This is a genomic window from Rufibacter glacialis (assembly GCF_008271745.1).
In the GTDB taxonomy this organism is placed as follows: Bacteria; Bacteroidota; Bacteroidia; order Cytophagales; family Hymenobacteraceae; genus Nibribacter; species Nibribacter glacialis.
In genome coordinates this window covers 159,119-177,055 of the sequence record NZ_VKKZ01000020.1, presented here as the reverse complement: position 1 = coordinate 177,055, position 17,937 = coordinate 159,119, and the positions used below count along the sequence as shown (strand labels likewise).

Genomic DNA, 17,937 nt, shown 5'->3' with positions numbered 1-17,937 from the left:
CTCACCTTAAGTAAAGAACCAATCATTTCGCCACCAGGTGATCCCTTTGGGTTAGGTTACCAAAGATGGTTTTCGTCGTCTTCCTGGTCGTTTTTGGCATGCCGGTAAAACCCAGATTGGTCGTGCAAAGGATCGCCTTTTCCTTCCAGGTGGTTTTGCAGGTCCTGGTGCATTTTCTGCTGGTCTAACTGGAGGAACTCTTCCCAAAGGAGCTGGTCGTTCAAGGTCATGCTTTCCACCAGCTCTTCCAACTGAACACTTTTGCCCGCTGAAACCTGCTTTTGCAGATGCGGGTCGGTGGAGAGCAAGTGCTGGATTTTTTCTCTGAAATAGATGTTCAGTTCTTTGTACCGGTCGGCGTCCCAGGGTGTATTTTCCATTGTTTCTTCTTTTAGTCTATTTCCTGCTTTTTACGCAAAATAAGAGCCGATAGTAATGATTTTTGGGGTCTTTGGTCTTCCTCTTTTGCCCCGATTTTATAAAATCAATCCTTAAATGGGAGCAGGGACAAACGTACTGTTCATGAAACTAGTGCAAGGCCTTCAGATAAGCGTGACGGGGAAAACCTCGCCTTCCCGAAACGTGGTTTGGTGGGCCGGCAAACTGAGGTAAGCGGTCGCTTTCAAAAGGCTGGTCAGGTCACCAGAGCCGGTGGAGGTAACGGGGGTGGCCCGTAAACAGCCGCTTTGGTTGTGCAAGACCACGGGGAGGTGGTACGTGAGCGCGGGCTTGAAAGAAACGTCCTGGTCTAATTGGGCCCAAGCCTGTGCCGTGGGCAAGCCTAAAGACGCCTGTAGCCAGGGCTTGAAGTAGAGATGGTAGCAGACGAAGGTAGAGACGGGATTCCCCGGAAATCCGAACACCACCCGTTGGCCCGGCATGGTGCCAAACAACATGGGCTTGCCGGGTTTTTGGGCTATTTTATGGAAAACGAGTTGTAAACCCAACTCCTCCAGTACCTGGGGCAGGAAATCGAATTTGCCTTTAGACACCGCCCCGGAAAGCAACACCACCTCATGCTCCTGCAAGATAGAAACCAGGCTTTCCTTCATTTCTGCTGCGGAATCTGGTAGATGGTAAAGAGAGGCAGTGATGTTTTCTTCCTGCAAAGCGGCGGCCAGCATAAAACCGTTCGACTGCCGAATTTGGTGCGGCAGGGGGTGTTGAGCTATAGGAACCAGTTCATCGCCGGTAGAGCAAATAGCCACCCGGGGCAAAGACAGCACCTGCACCTGCGCCCTGCCTTCCGTGGCCAGGGCGCTCACCACGGCCGACGTGATCCTTGTCCCGCGGGTTACCACTACCTCACCCGCCTTACTGTCTGAGCCTTGCTTATGGATGTTTTGCCCCGGCAGAACCTGTTCCGCGAGAATATAGGCCTCATGGCCCAGGAAGGAACAGGATTCATACGGCACCACCGCCGTGGCTCCTTGAGGCAACATGGCTCCCGTCATGACTTCCAGACAAGTTCCCGGTTCCCCTAAGGCCATACCTGGGGCACCCGCCGCCTGAACGCCAGTCACATGAAAGGTAGTGGTGCCCGCCTGCACCTCTTCGGCCCGAAGGGCAATCCCATCCATGGTGACCCGATCAAAAGGAGGAAAATCCCGGTCGGCCAGCACCTCCTGCGCCAGCACCCGGTCCAAGGCCTGGGAAAGAGGTACTTCTTCAGGAGCTAACGTGGCTTTGTGCTGCAGCACCAAGTGCAAGGCTTCTTCAACAGAAATCATAGGGTAAAACAGGGAAATTCAAACATACGTGAAAACCAGCTTGAGCCCAATGCCTAAAACAAAAAGTCCGGTTAACCCTTTCACCGCCTGGGGCGGAATACGGTGCAAACTGAGGCGGGTTCCCAGTTGTCCGCCCACCAGCACCGCCAGCAGCAAAGGGAACAGAATGGCAGGGTCTACCTTGAAATTATTTCCGGCCAGTTGTCCGGCCAAACCGGCCAGGGAGTTGACCAGAATGAAAAAGGAAGCCAGGGCCGCAATGGATTTGGGAGGTCCCCACTTAAGCAAGTGCAGCACCGGCGACACCAGAATGCCACCCCCAATGCCCACCAACCCTGAAACAAAACCCGCGCCGGCACCCAGAAAAGGGTTCAGGATTTTAGAGGCAGGGGCGTAAGTCATTTGCCGGGCCAGGGGTAAGGTAAAGAATTGCAGCATGAGCAAGGCCCCTGAGAACGCCAGCACCAGGCCTAGGCAAACAAAGAAAACCGGTTGCGATAGCGAAAAAGTGGCACCCAGAAAGGCCGCCGGCACGCTGCATAGCACCAGGGGCAGAAACTTGCGTCCGTCAAAAAGGCCTTCCTTGCAAAATAGGTAGGTGCTGCCCATCACCACCACCAGGTTGCAAAGCAGCGCCGTGGATTTGATTTCCAAAAAATTGGGCAGAAACAACGCCAGCAAGGCCAGGTAACTGGAACCGCCCCCAAAACCTACCGAGGAATAAAGGGTGGCAATAACCAGGAACCCTAGCACCAAGCCTATAAAAGGAAGGTCTACCGCCATCACTTCACCACGTATGCCTGGGGGAAAATCCGGAGCCATTCGTCCATGCCGCCCGCAAGGCTAAAGACTTCCATACCAGGTTCTTTATCGGTCAATAACTCGGCGGCTTTGCGGCTGCGGCCTCCTTTCTGGCAAACGGTCACCACGGGAAGGTGCAGGGGCAACTGGTCTATTTGGGTAGGTAGCACAGCCAAAGGCGTGAGCAGGGCTTTCTGCAGGTGCGATTGCGCATATTCCTCCTGTTCCCGCACATCCAGCAGCAGGAACCGCTTGCCTTGGGTAAACCATTCGTGCACTTCCTGCACCGTTAACTCAGGAACGGTACTGCACGGGGCAGCTACGGCATAAGAGTTTTGCAGGCCCGGTAGGTGCTGGTTGGCCGGATTTGCTTTCAGTTTAATCTTATGTTGGGTCTGGTTCAGGAAGTCCAGCAAAAGCAGATAACCTGAAATGGTTTTTCCCACTCCCGTGAGCACCTTCACCGCTTCCAGGGCTTGTTGCAGGCCAATCAAACCTGGCACCACGCCTAACACCCCTGCCGTATTGCAATCGGGGATCTCGGCGGCCGAGGGCGGCGTAGGGTAGAGGCAGCGGTAGGTAGGGCCTCCGTTAAAGTTAAAGACGCTTACCTGTCCTTCAAACTGGTGTAAGGCACCGTACACAAAGGGCTTGCCCAACAAGACACAGGCGTCATTGATGAGGTAACGGGCCTCAAAATTATCAGTGGCATCAATGACCAGGTCATAATCTGCCAGGGTGGGAAGGGCGTTTTCTGGGTTGAGGTGAAAGGAGTACGGAACCAGGCGGATGTCAGGGTTCAACTGGCGTAGTTTGCGCGCAGCCACCTCCACCTTCAACTGACCTACCTCCGCCGTGCTGTACAGCACCTGCCGGTGCAGGTTGCTCAGGCTGATGTGGTCCCCGTCTACCAGACCCAGGGTACCCACGCCCATGCCGGCCAAATATTGCAGTACCGGAACCCCCAAGCCTCCGGCCCCAATAACCAGCACCTTGGCTTTCTCTAGTTTCTGCTGCGCCTCTGGCCCGAAGCCCGGCAGCTGCAATTGGCGGCTATAACGGTTTTCCATGGCTCAGTTTCTGGGTGATAAAAGCAAATTCCTCGGGGTGGTTGGCGTTGAACAGTTCCTCGTCCGAATCCGGATGAATCAATTTGATGTCTTCCTGGAGCAGGAACTTGCGCGGACAAGTTTTGCCTGTGTCGGAAAAGGCCAGGGCAGGAGCATAGGCGGCCGGTTCCCATATTGCCAACAGAGGCTCTGGCAGGGGCGAACCCGCGGCGGCATAGGCAGTGGCTATTTTGGTATTGTCTCTTTCTGCTACCAGTTTTTGCAGCGTTTTTTCAGAAACCAGCGGTAAATCACAGGCCACCACGAGCCAAGCCTTTTGTGGGTGCTGGTGCAGGGCACTCAAAATACCGTTCAATGGTCCACGGACGTCGTGATTGTCCAGCAGGAAGTTTACACCGCTAGTCAGGCCTTCCTCCTGGCCTGGCCGCAAGCTCAGGAATACCCGGTCGCAGACCATTTGCAGGAGTTGGTAGAGGTACTCCCGCTGGGGTACTCCGTGGTACCTTAATAGCCCTTTGTCCTGGCCCATGCGGGAGCTTTGCCCGCCGCTCAACACCAACCCATAAAGTTCTTTATCTGCCGGCATGGACGTCTGATTTGCCACCGGTTTTCTGCAGCAGTTTCACCTCTTGGATCGTGATGTCATGGGTCAGGGCCTTGCACATGTCATAGATGCAGAGCGCCGCCGCACTCGCGCCGGTCAAGGCCTCCATCTCCACGCCGGTCTTCCCTTCGCACCGCACCAGGCACGTCACCTTCAGCGAAGATTCCTGGGTAGGGGCTATGTCTATCTGGCAGGTAGAGAGGGCCAACGGATGGCACAAGGGAATAATGTCTGAGGTTTTCTTCGCGGCCATCACGCCAGCAATAATCGCGGTCTGGAACACAGCGCCTTTCTTGGTAAGGAAATGCTGCCCCGCCAGTTGCTCAAAGACAGCGGCTGGAAACACAACCGTTGCTTCAGCCAGGGCCGTTCGGGTGGTAACCTTCTTGGAGGATACATCTACCATAGAGGGCAACCCTTGTTCATCTATATGGGAAAGTGCGGTCATATAACAAACTACTGTAATGTGATTTATGGCCTGTTTTAGAGAAATAGCTTCAAAACAGGATTTTCATTTTCAGGCAGAAAAGGAAGCAAGGGAAATCGTAAAATACGAAGCTTGTTTTTGCCCCGTTTTCACTGAAAAGGCCTGAAAGCGTTTCTACCAGCTGACCTTATTTTCCTGCCTATCCCCCTAATACCGACATGGATTCATGGACTGCAGTCCCATGGCTGGCCTCCGCGGCGAAGCCGTCTTTCTCCCGTTTGCTCACTGCCCTTAGAATTTCCTCTTCCAGCAGGGCGGATGAAGCGCCCTGGCGTAAAAAGTCGCGCAGGTTGGTGGCGGGTGGGCCATACAGGCAGGTGCGCAACTCGCCCGTGGCCCCTAATCTGATGCGGTTGCAGGTGCCACAGAAGGTCCGGCTGAACGAAGGGATAATCCCGAAAGACCCTGCGTACCCCGGCACCCGGTAATTAACGGAAGTGGAGGAAGGCTCGCTTTCCAGCTTTTGCAGGAGCGGATAATGGGCCGAAATGTGCGCGTATATCTCCCGGTAACTCCATTGTGGTACCTGAAAAGAGTTGCTGCCGTTGAAGGGCATCTCCTCCAGAAACCGCACCGTCAATGGATAGGTTTTGGTCAGTTCCACAAAGGGGATAAGGTCTTGGGTGTTCTTGTTCTCCGCCACCACGCAATTAAGCTTTACTTCAAACCCAGCCGTCAGTAACTGCTGGATAGAGCCGAAAACGGTATCAAAAGTGTCGCGGCGGGTGATCTGGAAGAAGCGTTGCCGGTCCAGCGAGTCAAGGCTGATATTGATCTTCCGGATGCCGATTTCCTGGAGGGCCAGGATCTGTTTCTGGGACAGGGAACCGTTGCTGGTGACGGTGATCTCCTGCAGGCCTGGTACCTCGCTTAATTTCCGAAGAAAGGGAGTTATGCCGGCGCGCACGAACGGCTCGCCGCCCGTGATCCGTATTTTGTTCACGCCCAGGCGGCAGAATACCGTGGCCAGTTGGAGCATTTCCTCAAAGGAGAGCAGTTCCTGGCGGGCGGCAAAATCCATTCCTTCCTCTGGCATGCAGTAGTAGCACCGGAAGTTGCACCGGTCGGTGACCGAAAGGCGCAGGTACGTGAGTTGCCGGCCGTGGGAATCAAGCAAGATGGGTTGGCTCATGGAGGAGATTAAGGGTGGGCGTTGACCCATACGCTGTTGTCTTGGTAAAATTCTTTCTTCCAGATAGGCACGGTTTTCTTCAGTTCGTCAATGAGAAACCGACAGGCCGTGAACGCGGCATCGCGGTGGGCCGAGGCCACCCCAATCAACACAACCGGTTCCCCTACCAGTTTCTCGCCCACGGCGTGCAGCATCACCAGCTTTTCAATAGGCCATTGTTGCTGCGCGGCGGCGGCCAGCTTTTCCATTTCCTTCAGGGCCATGGGAGCATAGGCTTCAAACACCAGTTTTACCACTTCCTTGCCCTGCGCATGGTCCCGCACGGTGCCCACAAATAAATCAATCCCGCCCGCTTTAGGGGAGAGAAGGAATTGGTAAGCTTCCTGAAGGTCTATGTCTTCTACAATCTTTATCAGCATGCGTTCCATATCAGCCCCCGCTCACCGGGGGAATAAGGGCCACTTCCTGACCAGGGGACAAAGTTTGATGATCATGGGCGTATTCACTGTCTACGGCCACCGCCAGCGAGCTCAGCTTATTCAGGGCCGGGTATTGCGCGCCCAACCAAGCCTTCAATTGTCCTACCGTTTGAATGGTTTCTTTTGAAGGCACTTCCAGCGAATTGCGGCCCACTATTTCCCTTGTTATCCCGAACAGCAGTATTTCCATAGGGTTGTTTTCTTTCTTTTACGGTGAAGCTGGTGAACCAAGCCAAAACCAAAGTTAAATCTACCGCTCTTTTTAAGGTAGGACAAGACAGGAATTCTTTTTAACCGGTATTTGGGCTGTTTATGCCAAAACGCCCGCAAACCGCAAATGTTTAAAAGAACCCAGGTTTATCTTTTTTAGAGGAAAGAAAATGGTACTGGCCTTATTCCCTCAGTAGCCCCACTTCTCTAAAACAAGAAGTTCAGGAGGGGTTATCCTGGCTCATCAGGGCGGCATAGTCTGCCTGGGTGTCAATGTCAATACCTCCCTGAGGAAAGGCGATAGAGGTTGTCTCTGCAGGGTAGAGGGAAAGTAACTTCTTGGCGCCTTCCTGGCCCTTAAGCAGGAGCAGGCTGGCAAAGAGGCTGCGGTCAAACAAAACAGGAGCCCCAAGGGTGTCTTGGTAGGCGCAGGCCACTATCCGTTTTTGGCGCTCCTTTTTTTCCTGAACCATCTGCTGGAGGAGCCAAGGTGAAACGAAGGGTTGGTCGCAGAGCAGGAGCAAGGCCCCTGTGGTGGTTGGGTGCTGTTGTTGCAGAGAAGCAATGCCCGCCCGTATGGAGGAGGCCATGCCTTCTTCCCATTGAGGATTGTGCACCTGTTGGATTTCCGGGGAAATGCCTTGGTCCAGGATCGTGTCTGCGTTGGCGCCTAAAACTACCAAAACAGGTCCTAAATGGGAATCAAGAGCCGCTTGTATGGTCCGGTGCAGCAAGGTTTTGCCTTGAAAACATAGCAGTTGCTTGGCCTGTCCCAGACGGGAAGAGGCACCGGCTGCTAAGATGATGATTCCTACCATGACAAGTTACGAAAAGGAAGTTTACGCCTCCGCCGGTTGGGTGGAGGAATGAATGGGCTGCTTTTTCTCCCGCAAAGATCCTCCGGTGCCGTGGCTGAAGACGGTCTTTATTTCCGCCAGAATGGAAAGCGCGATTTCTTCGGCGGTCTCAGCGCCCAAGTCTAAACCTGTGGGTCCATACACCCGCTGCAACTGTTCTTCGGGAAGAGACATTCCTTCCTCCTGCAGTTCCTGTAATAGGCGGTTCAATTTCTTTTTAGGGCCCAGTACGCCTATGTATGGCACGGGAAGAGGCAGCAGTTGCCGAAGCATGGCCAGGTCATAGTTGTAGTTGTGGGTGAGCAACAGAAATACCGTCTGCTCCTCAAGGGGTACCTGTTCCAACACGTGCTCTGGCTTGGCCACCAACACCTTAGTAGCCTTTGGAAACCGTTCTGCGATGGCATAATTGGCCCTTCCGTCAAATACCGTGGTGGGCCAACCCAGCAGAGCCGCCATGTTCACCAAGGGCATCACGTCATTGCCCGCCCCGCAGATCACCAGGGAGGGACCCGGTTGCAGCACCTCTACAAAAGCGGAAAGTGAAGCGCCCGCTAAAGAGTAGGAAGTAAGGAGGGAAGTCCGTTGGCGAAGGGCTTGAGGCGCGTCTTGTTGCACCCGTAGCCACACTTCTTCCGGTACGGGTTGGCTAAAGAACCATTCCTTCCCTAGGTAAAGGATGGTGGAACCTGGTTGCTCCGCCTGGCGGTCTTCCAGAGAAAAGAACGTCACTAGCACGGCCGCCTCCCGTTTAGAAGTTACCATCTGCAGAAACATCAGCGGGTGATTCTCGGAACCAGGGAGAATAGGTTCTATCAGGATATGGATAATGCCGTTGCACCCCAGGCCAACCCCCAAGGTGGCATCCTCCTCATCCATGGTATCATAGGTGACCAAAGCGGGTTTTCCCTGGCTCATGGCCAAACGGGCTTTGCGCAGGGCATCACCCTCCAGGCAGCCCCCGCTGATGGCCCCAGTCAACTCCCCGGTTTCAGCCACCAACATGCGGGCCCCGGGCCTGCGGTAAGAAGACCCTTCCACGTGCACTACCGTGGCCAGGGCGGTTTTCTGCCCCAGGTTTTGGTGGCGCTGGTAGGCCGCGACAATGTCTTGTAATTCCTTCATGTAGAAAGGTGCTTTTTACGTCTTGGTCTTTGTACTAAAGAGGCTGATTTTAGTTTCTGGGTAGTTTTCTGTAACAAAACCTAAAAGTAAAGTTTCCTCATTTAACCTTCCTTTTGAAAAATGGGTCCAAAAACAAGATGGACAGTGGAATCACAGGGCTGTAACCTGCTTGGTTATATCGCTATTTAATACAGAGGGGAAACGAAATATTTTACTTTATAACATTAAATAAATTGAATATTTTTTGTTACATTTTCAATACATCTCACGAACGTGGTTAAAAGGAAAAAAATAATAGGCATACCCGGCCTCCCCCAATGGCAAACCCCAAGAGAAGGGAAGTCATCCTGCTGAAAGACCCTTTCTAATAAAAGGCAAGTTCTTCTACAAGCGCTGCGGGATGAGTGGTTTTAAGGAAGTAGGTGAAATTTAGTAAAGTTTAGGTCATCAATTGAAAGGATAAAGGGTCTCCTAAAAGCAACACTCGGCAGAAGTCTAACTGATAAGGAACGGTTTGCTCAGGAGCTACAAAGCTTGGTACCCCAGCCAGCGAATTTACTTACCTGAATTTCCCTATTCTATAGAATGGGAAAGGTGCCAAGGAAGAAGGTCAGCTTGATCACCTCTATTTTTCTCTGATGAAAAAGAACCTGCTTTTAACATTCTTTTTTCTTTTCTTCCAATGCAATGAGGCTATTGCCGCCTCAGGTTTGGGACAAAAGAGTGCGCTTCCGTCTGCTTTCGTTCTGTGTGTTGTCCTGTAAGACCAGATAAACCTGTTTTGGCCCATGCATGTCTTTTCCTTCATCGCCGCTTTCCTGCTTTTACGGCATTTGCTCAGGTTCGTGAAAGGAACCTCCCTGGCGCCTGGTTGGGAAACCATTTTGAACAAGGCCAGCTGGGCAACGGTGGGGGTTTTTCTGGTGGCTACCACCCTTTTCCAGGATGGCATGGCCGATGTGATGGGCGCTATTTACCTGATCGCTCTGCTGGCCTTCTTCACCAAGAACCCCGACTTCAAGCCCACCTTCCCGGTGTTGCAGGCTTTTTTCCCCTATGCCTCAGTGATTGCGGTTTCCATCTTGGTGCAGCTTTTTGCCCGGGAGTTTTACGGGGAATGGGACAATTACTTCGGGATGGCCATGATAGCCGCCTTCGTGTATATTTTCGCCTCCTGGGCCAGCTACCGCAAAGGCCAGAAGGAACTGGAAAAAGAGCGCCAGAAACGCCTGTATGAGGAAGAACAGAAGAAATTCATCTCCATTAAGAAAACGGAGCTGGAAATCATTGTGGCCTCCCGCACCGCGGAGCTCATTGTGCAGAAAGAGGAACTGAAGAAAACCATCAAAGAACTACAGGCTACCCAAACCCAACTGATCCAGCAGGAAAAACTGGCCTCATTGGGGGAACTTACCGCCGGTATCGCCCATGAGATTCAGAACCCGCTCAACTTCGTGAACAATTTCTCAGAGGTGAGCATAGAGTTGCTGGAGGAGTTAAAAGAGGGTCCTTTGCAGCACCTTCCGCCAGAAGAGCAGGAGCATGCGACCGAGATTCTCCAAGACTTGTCCCAGAACCTGGAGAAGATCACCCACCATGGCAAACGGGCCGACTCCATTGTGAAAGGCATGCTGCAGCATTCCCGCGCCAGCACCGGGCAAAAAGAACCCACTGACCTCAACGCCCTGGCAGATGAATACCTGCGGCTTTCCTACCACGGGCTAAGGGCCAAAGACAAAAGCTTTAACGCCTCCCTGCAAACCGAATTTGACCCGGCCGTGGGGCAGGTGCCCGTCATTCAGCAAGACATTGGGCGGGTGTTCCTTAATATGTTCAACAACGCTTTTTACTCGGTGGCCCAAAAAAAGAAGAACCTGAACGGGTCGTTTGAACCCATGGTGCAGGTGCGAACCAAAAAAACCGAGGACCATATTGAGATCGCCGTTAAAGACAATGGGGTGGGGGTTCCGCAACAGGTTCTGGATAAGATCTACCAGCCTTTCTTCACCACCAAACCCACTGGTGAGGGAACAGGCTTAGGCCTTTCCTTGAGCTATGAGATCATCACCAAAGGCCATAACGGCGAAATGAAGGTCAGCTCTGAGGAAGGCGAGTTTGCCGAATTTGTCTTCACGATTCCTTTAGAAAACAGCTGAAAACCTATATCTTATTGAAAGCTAAAAACAGAAGGCCATGCATGTTCTTGTGGTAGATGATGAGGCAGACGTTCAACCGTTGTTTCAGCAACGGTTCAGGAAAGAGATCAGGAACGGGCAAGTGGTCTTTTCCTTCGCCCTTTCCGGCGAGGAAGCTTTAGGCTACCTGGCCCAGAATCCCTCTAAAGTGGTGCTGATCTTGTCAGACATCAACATGCCCGGCATGAGCGGGATTGAATTGTTGCACATCATCCGGCAGGAATACAACTCCCCGCCTCCGGTGGTCATGATGGTGACCGCCTACAATGACCAGGAGAACTATGAGCAGGCCATGAAGGAGGGGGCGAATGATTTTCTCACCAAACCCCTTGATTTCACCGCGCTCAAAGAGAAACTCAAAACCGTAGCTGAGTAATGGCCAAGATATTAGTAGTAGATGATGAGGCGGATCTGGAGCTGCTGATCAAGCAGAAGTTCCGGCGGAAGATCAGGGAGAAACGCTATGAATTCGTGTTTGCCCAGAACGGCGCCCAAGCCCTGGAAATGGTGCACCAGCACCCCGACCTGGACATTATCCTGTCAGACATCAACATGCCCGTAATGGACGGGCTTACCTTGCTGAGCAAGCTGCCCGACGTGAACCCCATTCTCAAGGCCGTCATTGTCTCTGCCTACGGCGACATGGCCAATATCAGAATGGCCATGAACCGCGGCGCGTTTGACTTTGTCTGCAAACCCGTCAACTTTGAGGACCTGGAAGTGACCATGGAGAAAACCGTGCAGCACGTGGAGCAGTTGCGCGAGACGGTGAAAGCCATCAAGGAGAATAACATCCTGAAGATGTACGTAGACGAGAACGTGCTCCATTTCATGACCCACCAGGAGTTTGAGCAGAGCCTGCTGCAGAATGAGACCATAGAGGCCACCGTGGTGTTCATTGATATCTGTGGGTTCACCGCCATCACAGAACATGTCTCCGCCAACAAGGTGGTGACCCTGATCAACGGCATCTTTGACCTGATGGTGCAGGAGATCATTGGGCACGGCGGCCACGTAGACAAATTCATGGGTGATGCCGTGATGGCCGTCTTCAAGGGAGACTTCCACCGCGACCGCGCCATAGAGGCCAGTCTGGCCGTGCGGGAGAAAATAAAAAATGCCAACCTTTTAATTCCCGGCGAGACCGACTATACCCCACAAGTGTCTATTGGCATCAATTCAGGGGAAATGATTTCTGGCAACATAGGTTCCGCCTCTTTGAAGCGCCTGGATTACACGGTGATAGGAGATGCGGTGAACCTGGCCCAACGGCTGCAATCCAAAGCCCAACCTAACCAAATCACCATCTCAGAGGAATTGTATGAGAAGGTGAAAGTATCTTTCCATTGTCAGAAAGTAGGGGAATTCCCGCTTAAAAATAAAACCAAACCCGTGGTCATCTATGAGGTGATGGAGTAAGATTAGCTGGTCAAGCTCCCTTGTTTAGGGCCTTTTTTGCAGAAAAGAAGCTTAAAAGGAATCATCGTCTGGGTCCTGGGCCTGTACCCCGGGCGGATTGAAAAGCCCCCAACGGTCGTTCACGTAGTTCCAAGGATCAAAACCCTGCACCCAGTCAATGAACAGGAACCGGTATTCTTCCAGGGCTTCCCGGAGAAGCGGGAGGTAGTGGGTATCGCGGTAGCCGAACATCTCCAGGCTGGTGCAGTGGGAGAGCAGGTCTAAGGCGGCCTTTCTAATGAAAGTGGCGTTTTCCATCCTGAGGTCATACAGGTCGGCCGCCTCGGCTCCTGCCACTTTTACGGTCAGCAGGGAAGCATCAAATAGCATGCACTCTTTCAAAGAGGAAAGCACCTCGTCCTCCTCTTCTATCAATCCGGCAATTTTTTTGGTAAGGCTGTAGATTTCCCTGCCCTTTTGGTAAAGAGGAAGCTGTTCTGGCACAGTGAAGCCTTCGTCATCTTCAGGAGGGAGCATGGGCAATGGGTTTTAAGTAAATTTACCAAAGATTACGGGAAGCGTAGCCATTCCCATAGGTAAACTACTGCCCGGAAGCAAAAGATTCTTTCCCTTTAAATAAAAGTGGAATTGGAGGAGAAATTCAAAGGCGGTAATTTTTTTTCAGAAGGGAGGTAATTGGTTGTTTACCATTATTTTACTTCTTCTGCCCGATTCCAAAGAAGAAAAAATTCAAATTGTGGGTAGTAATAGAAACAACCAAATACAGGAAAACCTTTTTATTTATTAGTCCTTTACTCACACTCTTAAAAGCCTTAGAATGGATGAATTGCAAAAAAGATTAGCGTTAATTGGTGGTAATAAAACCAGAAATAGAAAGACGAATTAAACCGTTTTGTTTTTTGCTGGTAACTGATTCTTTTTGGTTGGCAGGGTAAGTTCCGGGCAGGGTTCTTGCATGAGTGCGCTACCGGGAATGGGACTCCAGGAGCCGGTGACGAATTCTGCGATATAATCCTGGGAATGCCCCATTCTCAACAAACGCAGGGCCAATACCAGGTTCGCCACTGACATTTGCTCAGTGGGACCAGCATACTGGTGCGCTTTTAATCGGCTTCCGTATTGATGCTCCATGGGTGTTAGATACTATCCTATCTAAGGAGGCTTGTTTTCTCCTTACAGATCGAAATATAAGTAATTCCCACAAGAAGCACCACAAGGAATAAACTTATTTAAGGCTTATTTTATTTAAATCGGGCCAAAAAGAAAAAGCCCTTTTAAAAACTAAAATAAATAACAATAGCTAAATATTTTAGTTTTATCATTTAAGCCCTTTTCTTTGTTTTCTTTTATTTAGCTAAGAGCTTAAGATGCTAAATAAATGGAGGAAGTTGAAGCTAGAAGGGTCTGATGCTGCGCCACTTATAAGGTTTGCAGTTTTTGGGTGATTTCATCTATTATCTCTTCGCACCAGCGGGAGGCGGTTTCCTCCATTTCCTTTGAAGTCCAACTTTCCAGGTAAGGCTTTTCTAACCAACGGGTATTTTTGTCTGGCCCCACGGTGTAGGTGGAGTACTCCAAGAGGAACACCAGGTCTTTGCTGAGGTCAAAGGTTTGGGCACCCGCCGCCTGGAAGCCATTGAGCCGTAACCGGAGGCCCATCTGCTGCACATTCCCATTCTCCAGGCTGATTTCTTTCTCTGAGGTAGTGTTCCGGTCTTTGGTCCAGGTGTCTACTACTTTTTCCAGATGGAAGTCATCAAACAGCGGGGTGACTTCGGTCAGGTTCTGGTAGATCTTCTCGGCGAGAGGAGGTAAAATCTTGTTGTATAGGTGCAGAACGGCTTCTTTGTCTCTTTTATGGTCCACTTTTTCTCTTTTTTAGGTAAAACAGCCGAAGGAAAAAAGAAAGATGTTTCCTCGGCTCTCAAAGATACGGCAGAAAGGCTAGGGAGTCAGCACTTCACCTACTTTCCAATCTAGAATAGAACCAGCCAAGGGCCAGCAGGAGTAAGGCCACCCTATACAAGGAACTTCTATTTAAGCCCTGTTTTTCAAAGAAAGCCGGCTAAATGCAACAGTGGCCAGGAGAAGGAAGGGCGTTCTATTTGGAGCACTTTCCTTTTGACCCTGTTTTCCTGGAAAAGCAGTTTAAACGCGGAAAAATAAGGGCAAAAAAAAAGCCTTGCCAAAGGGCAAGACTTTTTTTTAAAGTCTTTATAGCAAAGACTAAGCGAGTCTAACGTTTACTGCGTTTAGCCCTTTTTTGCCTTCTTTCAGTTCAAAGGTAACCTCGTCGTTCTCTCTGATTTCGTCAACAAGACCAGAAACGTGTACGAAATACTCTTGATTTGAATTGTCGTCTTTAATGAAACCGAAGCCTTTTTCGGAGTTAAAGAATTTTACTTTACCGTTGTTCATATTGTTTTTAATTATACAGGTAGTACCAAGTAAGTAAAAAAAACGTTCAATAGTATCTTTAGAAAGTAATTTTTTTTTCAGCCAAGCGGCAGATTTCCTCTCCAGTGACCAGTTTGGGCATTGAGCCTGAACAAGAAGAGGCTTTTCCTTAGGGGGAAAAGCCTCTTTGGTGTGCTTCAGAAGGAAGGTCTATTTAGTCAAGACCATTTTGTTGCTGATCTCTTTGCCCGGGGTGCTCACCTTGTACAGATAGGTACCTGTAGGTAAATTATCTGCCTGGAAAGGAACGGTATAGGTACCAGCCGGTTTTTCCTCCGTTACCAGCGTGCGCACCTTGCGCCCATGTAGGTTATAGACTTCCACGGTCACAAAACCGGCTTCTTCCACAGAGTAGGAAATGGTGGTGCTGCCGGTGAACGGGTTCGGGTATGAGTAGTTTTTGGCTTTCTCCGCCGCAGGGACTCCTAACACGGCGGCACTGGTGGCCACCGGGTCGGTAGCGGCGTTCCAGCTGGCGTGGGTACGGGTAATGATCACCGCAAACTCAGCTCTGGTCACGTCCTGCAGGGGTTTGAAGGTGGCGTGCAGCTTAGGGAACAAATCAAACGGGCCCTGGGTCACACCATAGAAGGCGTTGATGAGGTTCAGGTCCAGGGCCAGGCTTACGTACCCTTCCAGACCGGCCGGAATAGAGGAGGCGTCTTCCACCGGATAGGATTGTCCGTTGACTGTCACCGTAACAGGCTTGCCGTTCCGTTGCAAGGCATACTCCTGGAACCCGAGCGCTTGTACCAGCGAATAAGCCAGGGCTGCCCGGTTTACATTGCCGTTGGGGTTGAATTTGCCAGCCGAGACCAGGGTCATCACGCCTTTTAAGGCATGGGTACGGTCTCTTAGAGCAGCCCCTTTGGCCAGGACAGATTCAGCCAACAGCAACGGTGCCCCGGTCACGTCGCTCACCGTGGCAGCCCCAGAGGTAGGCATGAACTGCCGGATGGCCTGTCCCATCACCAAATAATCAGCTAACTGAATGCGCTTGAGGACCTCATTTGGTTTGAAGCCAGTGGGCAAGGCGTCTACCAGTTTAGCCGCCACAGCCATTTTGATAGAGGCTTCGGCCGGATGGCCGGCAATGTCTGCCAAACCTGAGGTTCCGGTGGTCTGGGTCAGGTGCAGGGTGCCGTTGATGGTCTCTGGTAAAGCCAGGCCGTTCAACCCTTCGGCTTTCAGGGTCCAGGTGCCCGCTTCCGGAGAGGCGACCGCCATGCCACGGTCAGAGTACAAGGCAAACGCCACCGGTATACCTGATCTAAACTGCTGCCCGCTGGGCGAAATCAGGATCAGGTTCACCGGGTTGCCGGTTTGTCCCAGAAGTCCGGTAGCGTTGAGTTTAGCCTCCAGGCTGTTGGTCCCTGAGGCTACCTGAAAGGTCAGTTGGTTGCCCGCAGTGACAATGGGGTTGAAGTTCAGGCTGAAGGCTTTTGTCTCAGAAGAAGTATTGACTGCGCTGTTAAAGGTTCTGGTATAGTTCAGGAAAGTCCCGAAGGTAGTGTTGCGGTAAATATGGTCTATGGCCGCATAGGCGTTCAGGTACCCGGCACCCACCTCCCAGGACGCATGGCCGGGCATGTTAGTGGCGGTTTTCTGCAGGATTTCTTTTACCTGGGCCGGCGTAAGCGATGGATTGGCCTCCAGCATCAAGGCCACTACGCCTGCCACGTGCGGAGTAGCCATGGAGGTGCCGCTCATGTGGGTGTAGAAGGGGAGATGGGCCGGCTGCAGCAGTTCAGCGTCCATCTGCGCCGATAAAGAAGAAACCGGAGCTACTGCTCTGGTGGAGACAATGTCTACGCCCGGGGCAACTAACGTTGGCCGGTTCTCATAATGCCAGGTTTGATTACCTACCGTAAAAGAGCCGCCTTCCCCTTTCACGCCGCGCGACGAGAAATCAGCTAATTTGCCGTATTTGTCGCCGGCACCTACTGAGATCACCCATGGAGCAATGGCATAGGGGTTGTGGGTATCAGAACTGGGACCATCATTTCCGGCCGCAAAAACAGAAACTATGCCCAAATCATAGGCTTTCTTTGAAACGATGTTTACTGGGTCTGCGGGGTCAAAATCGCCGCTGGTGCCCCAGGAGTTACTGATAACCCTGATCCCGTACAGGTACTGGTGCGTGAGGGCATAGTCATACCCGCCAATAGCGTCCAGAATAAAAAGGGCCGCACCAGACCCGTAACCTACCAAAGTAGCACCTGGGGCCGCCCCAGCGAATTCCCCGCCAGACTTAGCCCCGTTTCCGCCCACCGTTCCGGCGCAATGGGTGCCATGGCCGGAGTTGGTGTCGGTGTTAGCGACGTTCTCCAGGTAGGTGATTGGCAGCAGGGTAGAAAGAGAGTTCAGGTTGGTGCTTCCCATCACGTTCTGTACCAGGTGGGTGCCCAGCTTGATGTCCTCATGGGTACCGTCCACGCCGCTGTCGTTGATCATTACCCCTACACCCTTGCCAGAAACCGGCACACCTTTGTTTTTAGAGATAATAGCAGGATCGGTACGCAGACGCTGCACCCCGGTCAGGTGGGTGCCGTTGCTATTGAAATACCGGAGTCTCTTGTTGAGGTACACAGAGCGTACGTAGGGGCTTTTCGCCAGGGCATCTACCTGGGCGGGGGTGGCCAATAAACCGGCTATTGGAAGGCTCTTAAAGGTAACACCTTTGGAAAGGCCCAAAGACTGGAGGAGTTGCAGGTGGGCCGGGGTAGGGGCTCCCTCACCGGTAAAGGTAACCACTACCTGAACGGGCGTCAGGGATTTCTGTAGTTCCTGCACCAGTTGCGGGTCTACCACCGCCTGACCAAATAATCTGGTCGCCATCAGAAAGGAAAGGGCAAAGACACATACTAGGTTCTTCATGTTACAGACGTAAAGGTGGGACATAGATAAAGGTTTGGTGAAAAATGGAGGTACTTGAGAAGAGACCTCGGGCGCTAGGGCACCCATGGTTTCCAGGTTGATCCAAGGTGAAAGGAGTACCCACCTTTCTATGAGGATCTAAGCGGGAACAGGAAGGGGTAAGGAAAAAGGGATTTATGATTTTCCCTCTCTACTGCGAGTACGAGACCAAAGTTTCGGAAAGGTTTAACCGTCAGGTAACTATGAAAATACTAATATATAAATGGTATAATAAGCGTAGGAAGAGGATCTTATCCTTATGTATAAGTCTTAAAAGGGAACTAAAACCATCCTTGTATTCTATTCAAAACACGATAAAGTTTAATTTTGGATGGAAAGGAAATCGTTGGAACCTCCTTGGGATTAGTAAAGGGAAGTACTACATTATAAAAAAACAGCTTCCAAGGGAGGGGTGACTGACAAAGACCGCCTAATGACAAGCTGAAAAGCTCAAT

At 51.6% G+C, this 17,937-nt stretch carries 19 protein-coding genes; 3 read left to right on the top strand and 16 right to left on the bottom strand.

Going from position 1 to position 17,937, the window contains the following annotated elements; genetic code table 11:
• Positions 1-56 precede the first annotated feature (56 nt).
• The 11 genes from FOE74_RS08980 to FOE74_RS08930 all read right to left on the bottom strand — a co-directional run bounded on the left by FOE74_RS08980 (position 57) and on the right by FOE74_RS08930 (position 8,495).
• Positions 57-380, bottom strand: a complete 324-nt coding sequence (locus FOE74_RS08980; RefSeq protein ID WP_149098274.1) for a hypothetical protein — start codon at positions 378-380, stop codon at positions 57-59.
• Positions 381-542: 162 nt separating this feature from the next.
• Positions 543-1,730: a molybdopterin molybdotransferase MoeA gene (locus tag FOE74_RS08975; RefSeq protein ID WP_149098273.1), complete on the bottom strand. Its 1,188-nt coding sequence runs from the start codon at positions 1,728-1,730 to the stop codon at positions 543-545.
• Positions 1,731-1,748: 18 nt separating this feature from the next.
• Positions 1,749-2,513 (bottom strand): sulfite exporter TauE/SafE family protein, encoded by a 765-nt coding sequence (locus tag FOE74_RS08970; RefSeq protein WP_149098272.1) that lies wholly within the window; start codon positions 2,511-2,513, stop codon positions 1,749-1,751.
• Entirely contained in the window at positions 2,513-3,601 is a 1,089-nt protein-coding gene (locus FOE74_RS08965) for a HesA/MoeB/ThiF family protein (RefSeq protein ID WP_149098271.1), read from the bottom strand. Before FOE74_RS08965 ends, FOE74_RS08970 begins: the two co-directional genes overlap by 1 nt.
• On the bottom strand, positions 3,585-4,187 hold the full coding sequence (locus tag FOE74_RS08960) for an NTP transferase domain-containing protein (protein WP_149098270.1): 603 nt from the start codon (positions 4,185-4,187) through the stop codon (positions 3,585-3,587). The genes FOE74_RS08965 and FOE74_RS08960 overlap by 17 nt, the downstream gene beginning before the upstream one ends.
• The gene (moaC, locus tag FOE74_RS08955) at positions 4,174-4,653 is read right to left on the bottom strand and encodes a cyclic pyranopterin monophosphate synthase MoaC (protein WP_149098269.1); all 480 of its coding nucleotides are present in this window, start codon (positions 4,651-4,653) and stop codon (positions 4,174-4,176) included. The genes FOE74_RS08960 and moaC overlap by 14 nt, the downstream gene beginning before the upstream one ends.
• Positions 4,654-4,831: 178 nt before the next feature.
• A complete protein-coding gene (gene moaA / locus FOE74_RS08950) occupies positions 4,832-5,824 on the bottom strand; it encodes a GTP 3',8-cyclase MoaA (protein ID WP_225840749.1) in 993 nt (330 codons plus the stop codon).
• 8 nt (positions 5,825-5,832) lie between these two features.
• On the bottom strand, positions 5,833-6,243 hold the full coding sequence (locus FOE74_RS08945; RefSeq protein WP_225840748.1) for a molybdenum cofactor biosynthesis protein MoaE: 411 nt from the start codon (positions 6,241-6,243) through the stop codon (positions 5,833-5,835).
• A gap of 10 nt (positions 6,244-6,253) precedes the next feature.
• The gene (moaD, locus tag FOE74_RS08940) at positions 6,254-6,493 is read right to left on the bottom strand and encodes a molybdopterin converting factor subunit 1 (protein ID WP_149098267.1); all 240 of its coding nucleotides are present in this window, start codon (positions 6,491-6,493) and stop codon (positions 6,254-6,256) included.
• 241 nt (positions 6,494-6,734) lie between these two features.
• Positions 6,735-7,331: a nucleotidyltransferase family protein gene (locus tag FOE74_RS08935; RefSeq protein WP_149098266.1), complete on the bottom strand. Its 597-nt coding sequence runs from the start codon at positions 7,329-7,331 to the stop codon at positions 6,735-6,737.
• Positions 7,332-7,352: 21 nt separating this feature from the next.
• Entirely contained in the window at positions 7,353-8,495 is a 1,143-nt protein-coding gene (locus FOE74_RS08930; RefSeq protein ID WP_149098265.1) for an XdhC family protein, read from the bottom strand.
• A 788-nt stretch (positions 8,496-9,283) separates the two neighbouring features.
• Here FOE74_RS08930 and FOE74_RS08925 point away from each other — a divergent pair.
• The 3 genes from FOE74_RS08925 to FOE74_RS08915 are packed head-to-tail and all read left to right on the top strand — an operon-like array spanning position 9,284 to position 12,109.
• Entirely contained in the window at positions 9,284-10,651 is a 1,368-nt protein-coding gene (locus FOE74_RS08925) for a sensor histidine kinase (RefSeq protein WP_149098264.1), read from the top strand.
• Positions 10,652-10,688: 37 nt separating this feature from the next.
• Positions 10,689-11,066, top strand: a complete 378-nt coding sequence (locus FOE74_RS08920) for a response regulator (RefSeq protein WP_149098263.1) — start codon at positions 10,689-10,691, stop codon at positions 11,064-11,066.
• Positions 11,066-12,109, top strand: a complete 1,044-nt coding sequence (locus tag FOE74_RS08915) for an adenylate/guanylate cyclase domain-containing protein (RefSeq protein WP_149098262.1) — start codon at positions 11,066-11,068, stop codon at positions 12,107-12,109. Before FOE74_RS08920 ends, FOE74_RS08915 begins: the two co-directional genes overlap by 1 nt.
• Positions 12,110-12,160: 51 nt before the next feature.
• Here the strand turns inward: FOE74_RS08915 and FOE74_RS08910 are convergent, their stop codons facing one another.
• From FOE74_RS08910 to FOE74_RS08890, 5 genes are all read right to left on the bottom strand, one after another.
• Positions 12,161-12,625: a hypothetical protein gene (locus FOE74_RS08910; RefSeq protein ID WP_149098261.1), complete on the bottom strand. Its 465-nt coding sequence runs from the start codon at positions 12,623-12,625 to the stop codon at positions 12,161-12,163.
• 366 nt (positions 12,626-12,991) lie between these two features.
• A complete protein-coding gene (locus FOE74_RS08905; RefSeq protein ID WP_149098260.1) occupies positions 12,992-13,240 on the bottom strand; it encodes a hypothetical protein in 249 nt (82 codons plus the stop codon).
• A 288-nt stretch (positions 13,241-13,528) separates the two neighbouring features.
• Complete coding sequence (locus FOE74_RS08900) at positions 13,529-13,975, bottom strand: hypothetical protein (protein ID WP_149098259.1); 447 nt, start codon at positions 13,973-13,975, stop codon at positions 13,529-13,531.
• Positions 13,976-14,335: 360 nt separating this feature from the next.
• The gene (locus FOE74_RS08895) at positions 14,336-14,527 is read right to left on the bottom strand and encodes a cold-shock protein (protein ID WP_149098258.1); all 192 of its coding nucleotides are present in this window, start codon (positions 14,525-14,527) and stop codon (positions 14,336-14,338) included.
• 189 nt (positions 14,528-14,716) lie between these two features.
• A complete protein-coding gene (locus FOE74_RS08890; RefSeq protein ID WP_149098257.1) occupies positions 14,717-17,443 on the bottom strand; it encodes a S8/S53 family peptidase in 2,727 nt (908 codons plus the stop codon).
• Positions 17,444-17,937: the final 494 nt, after the last annotated feature.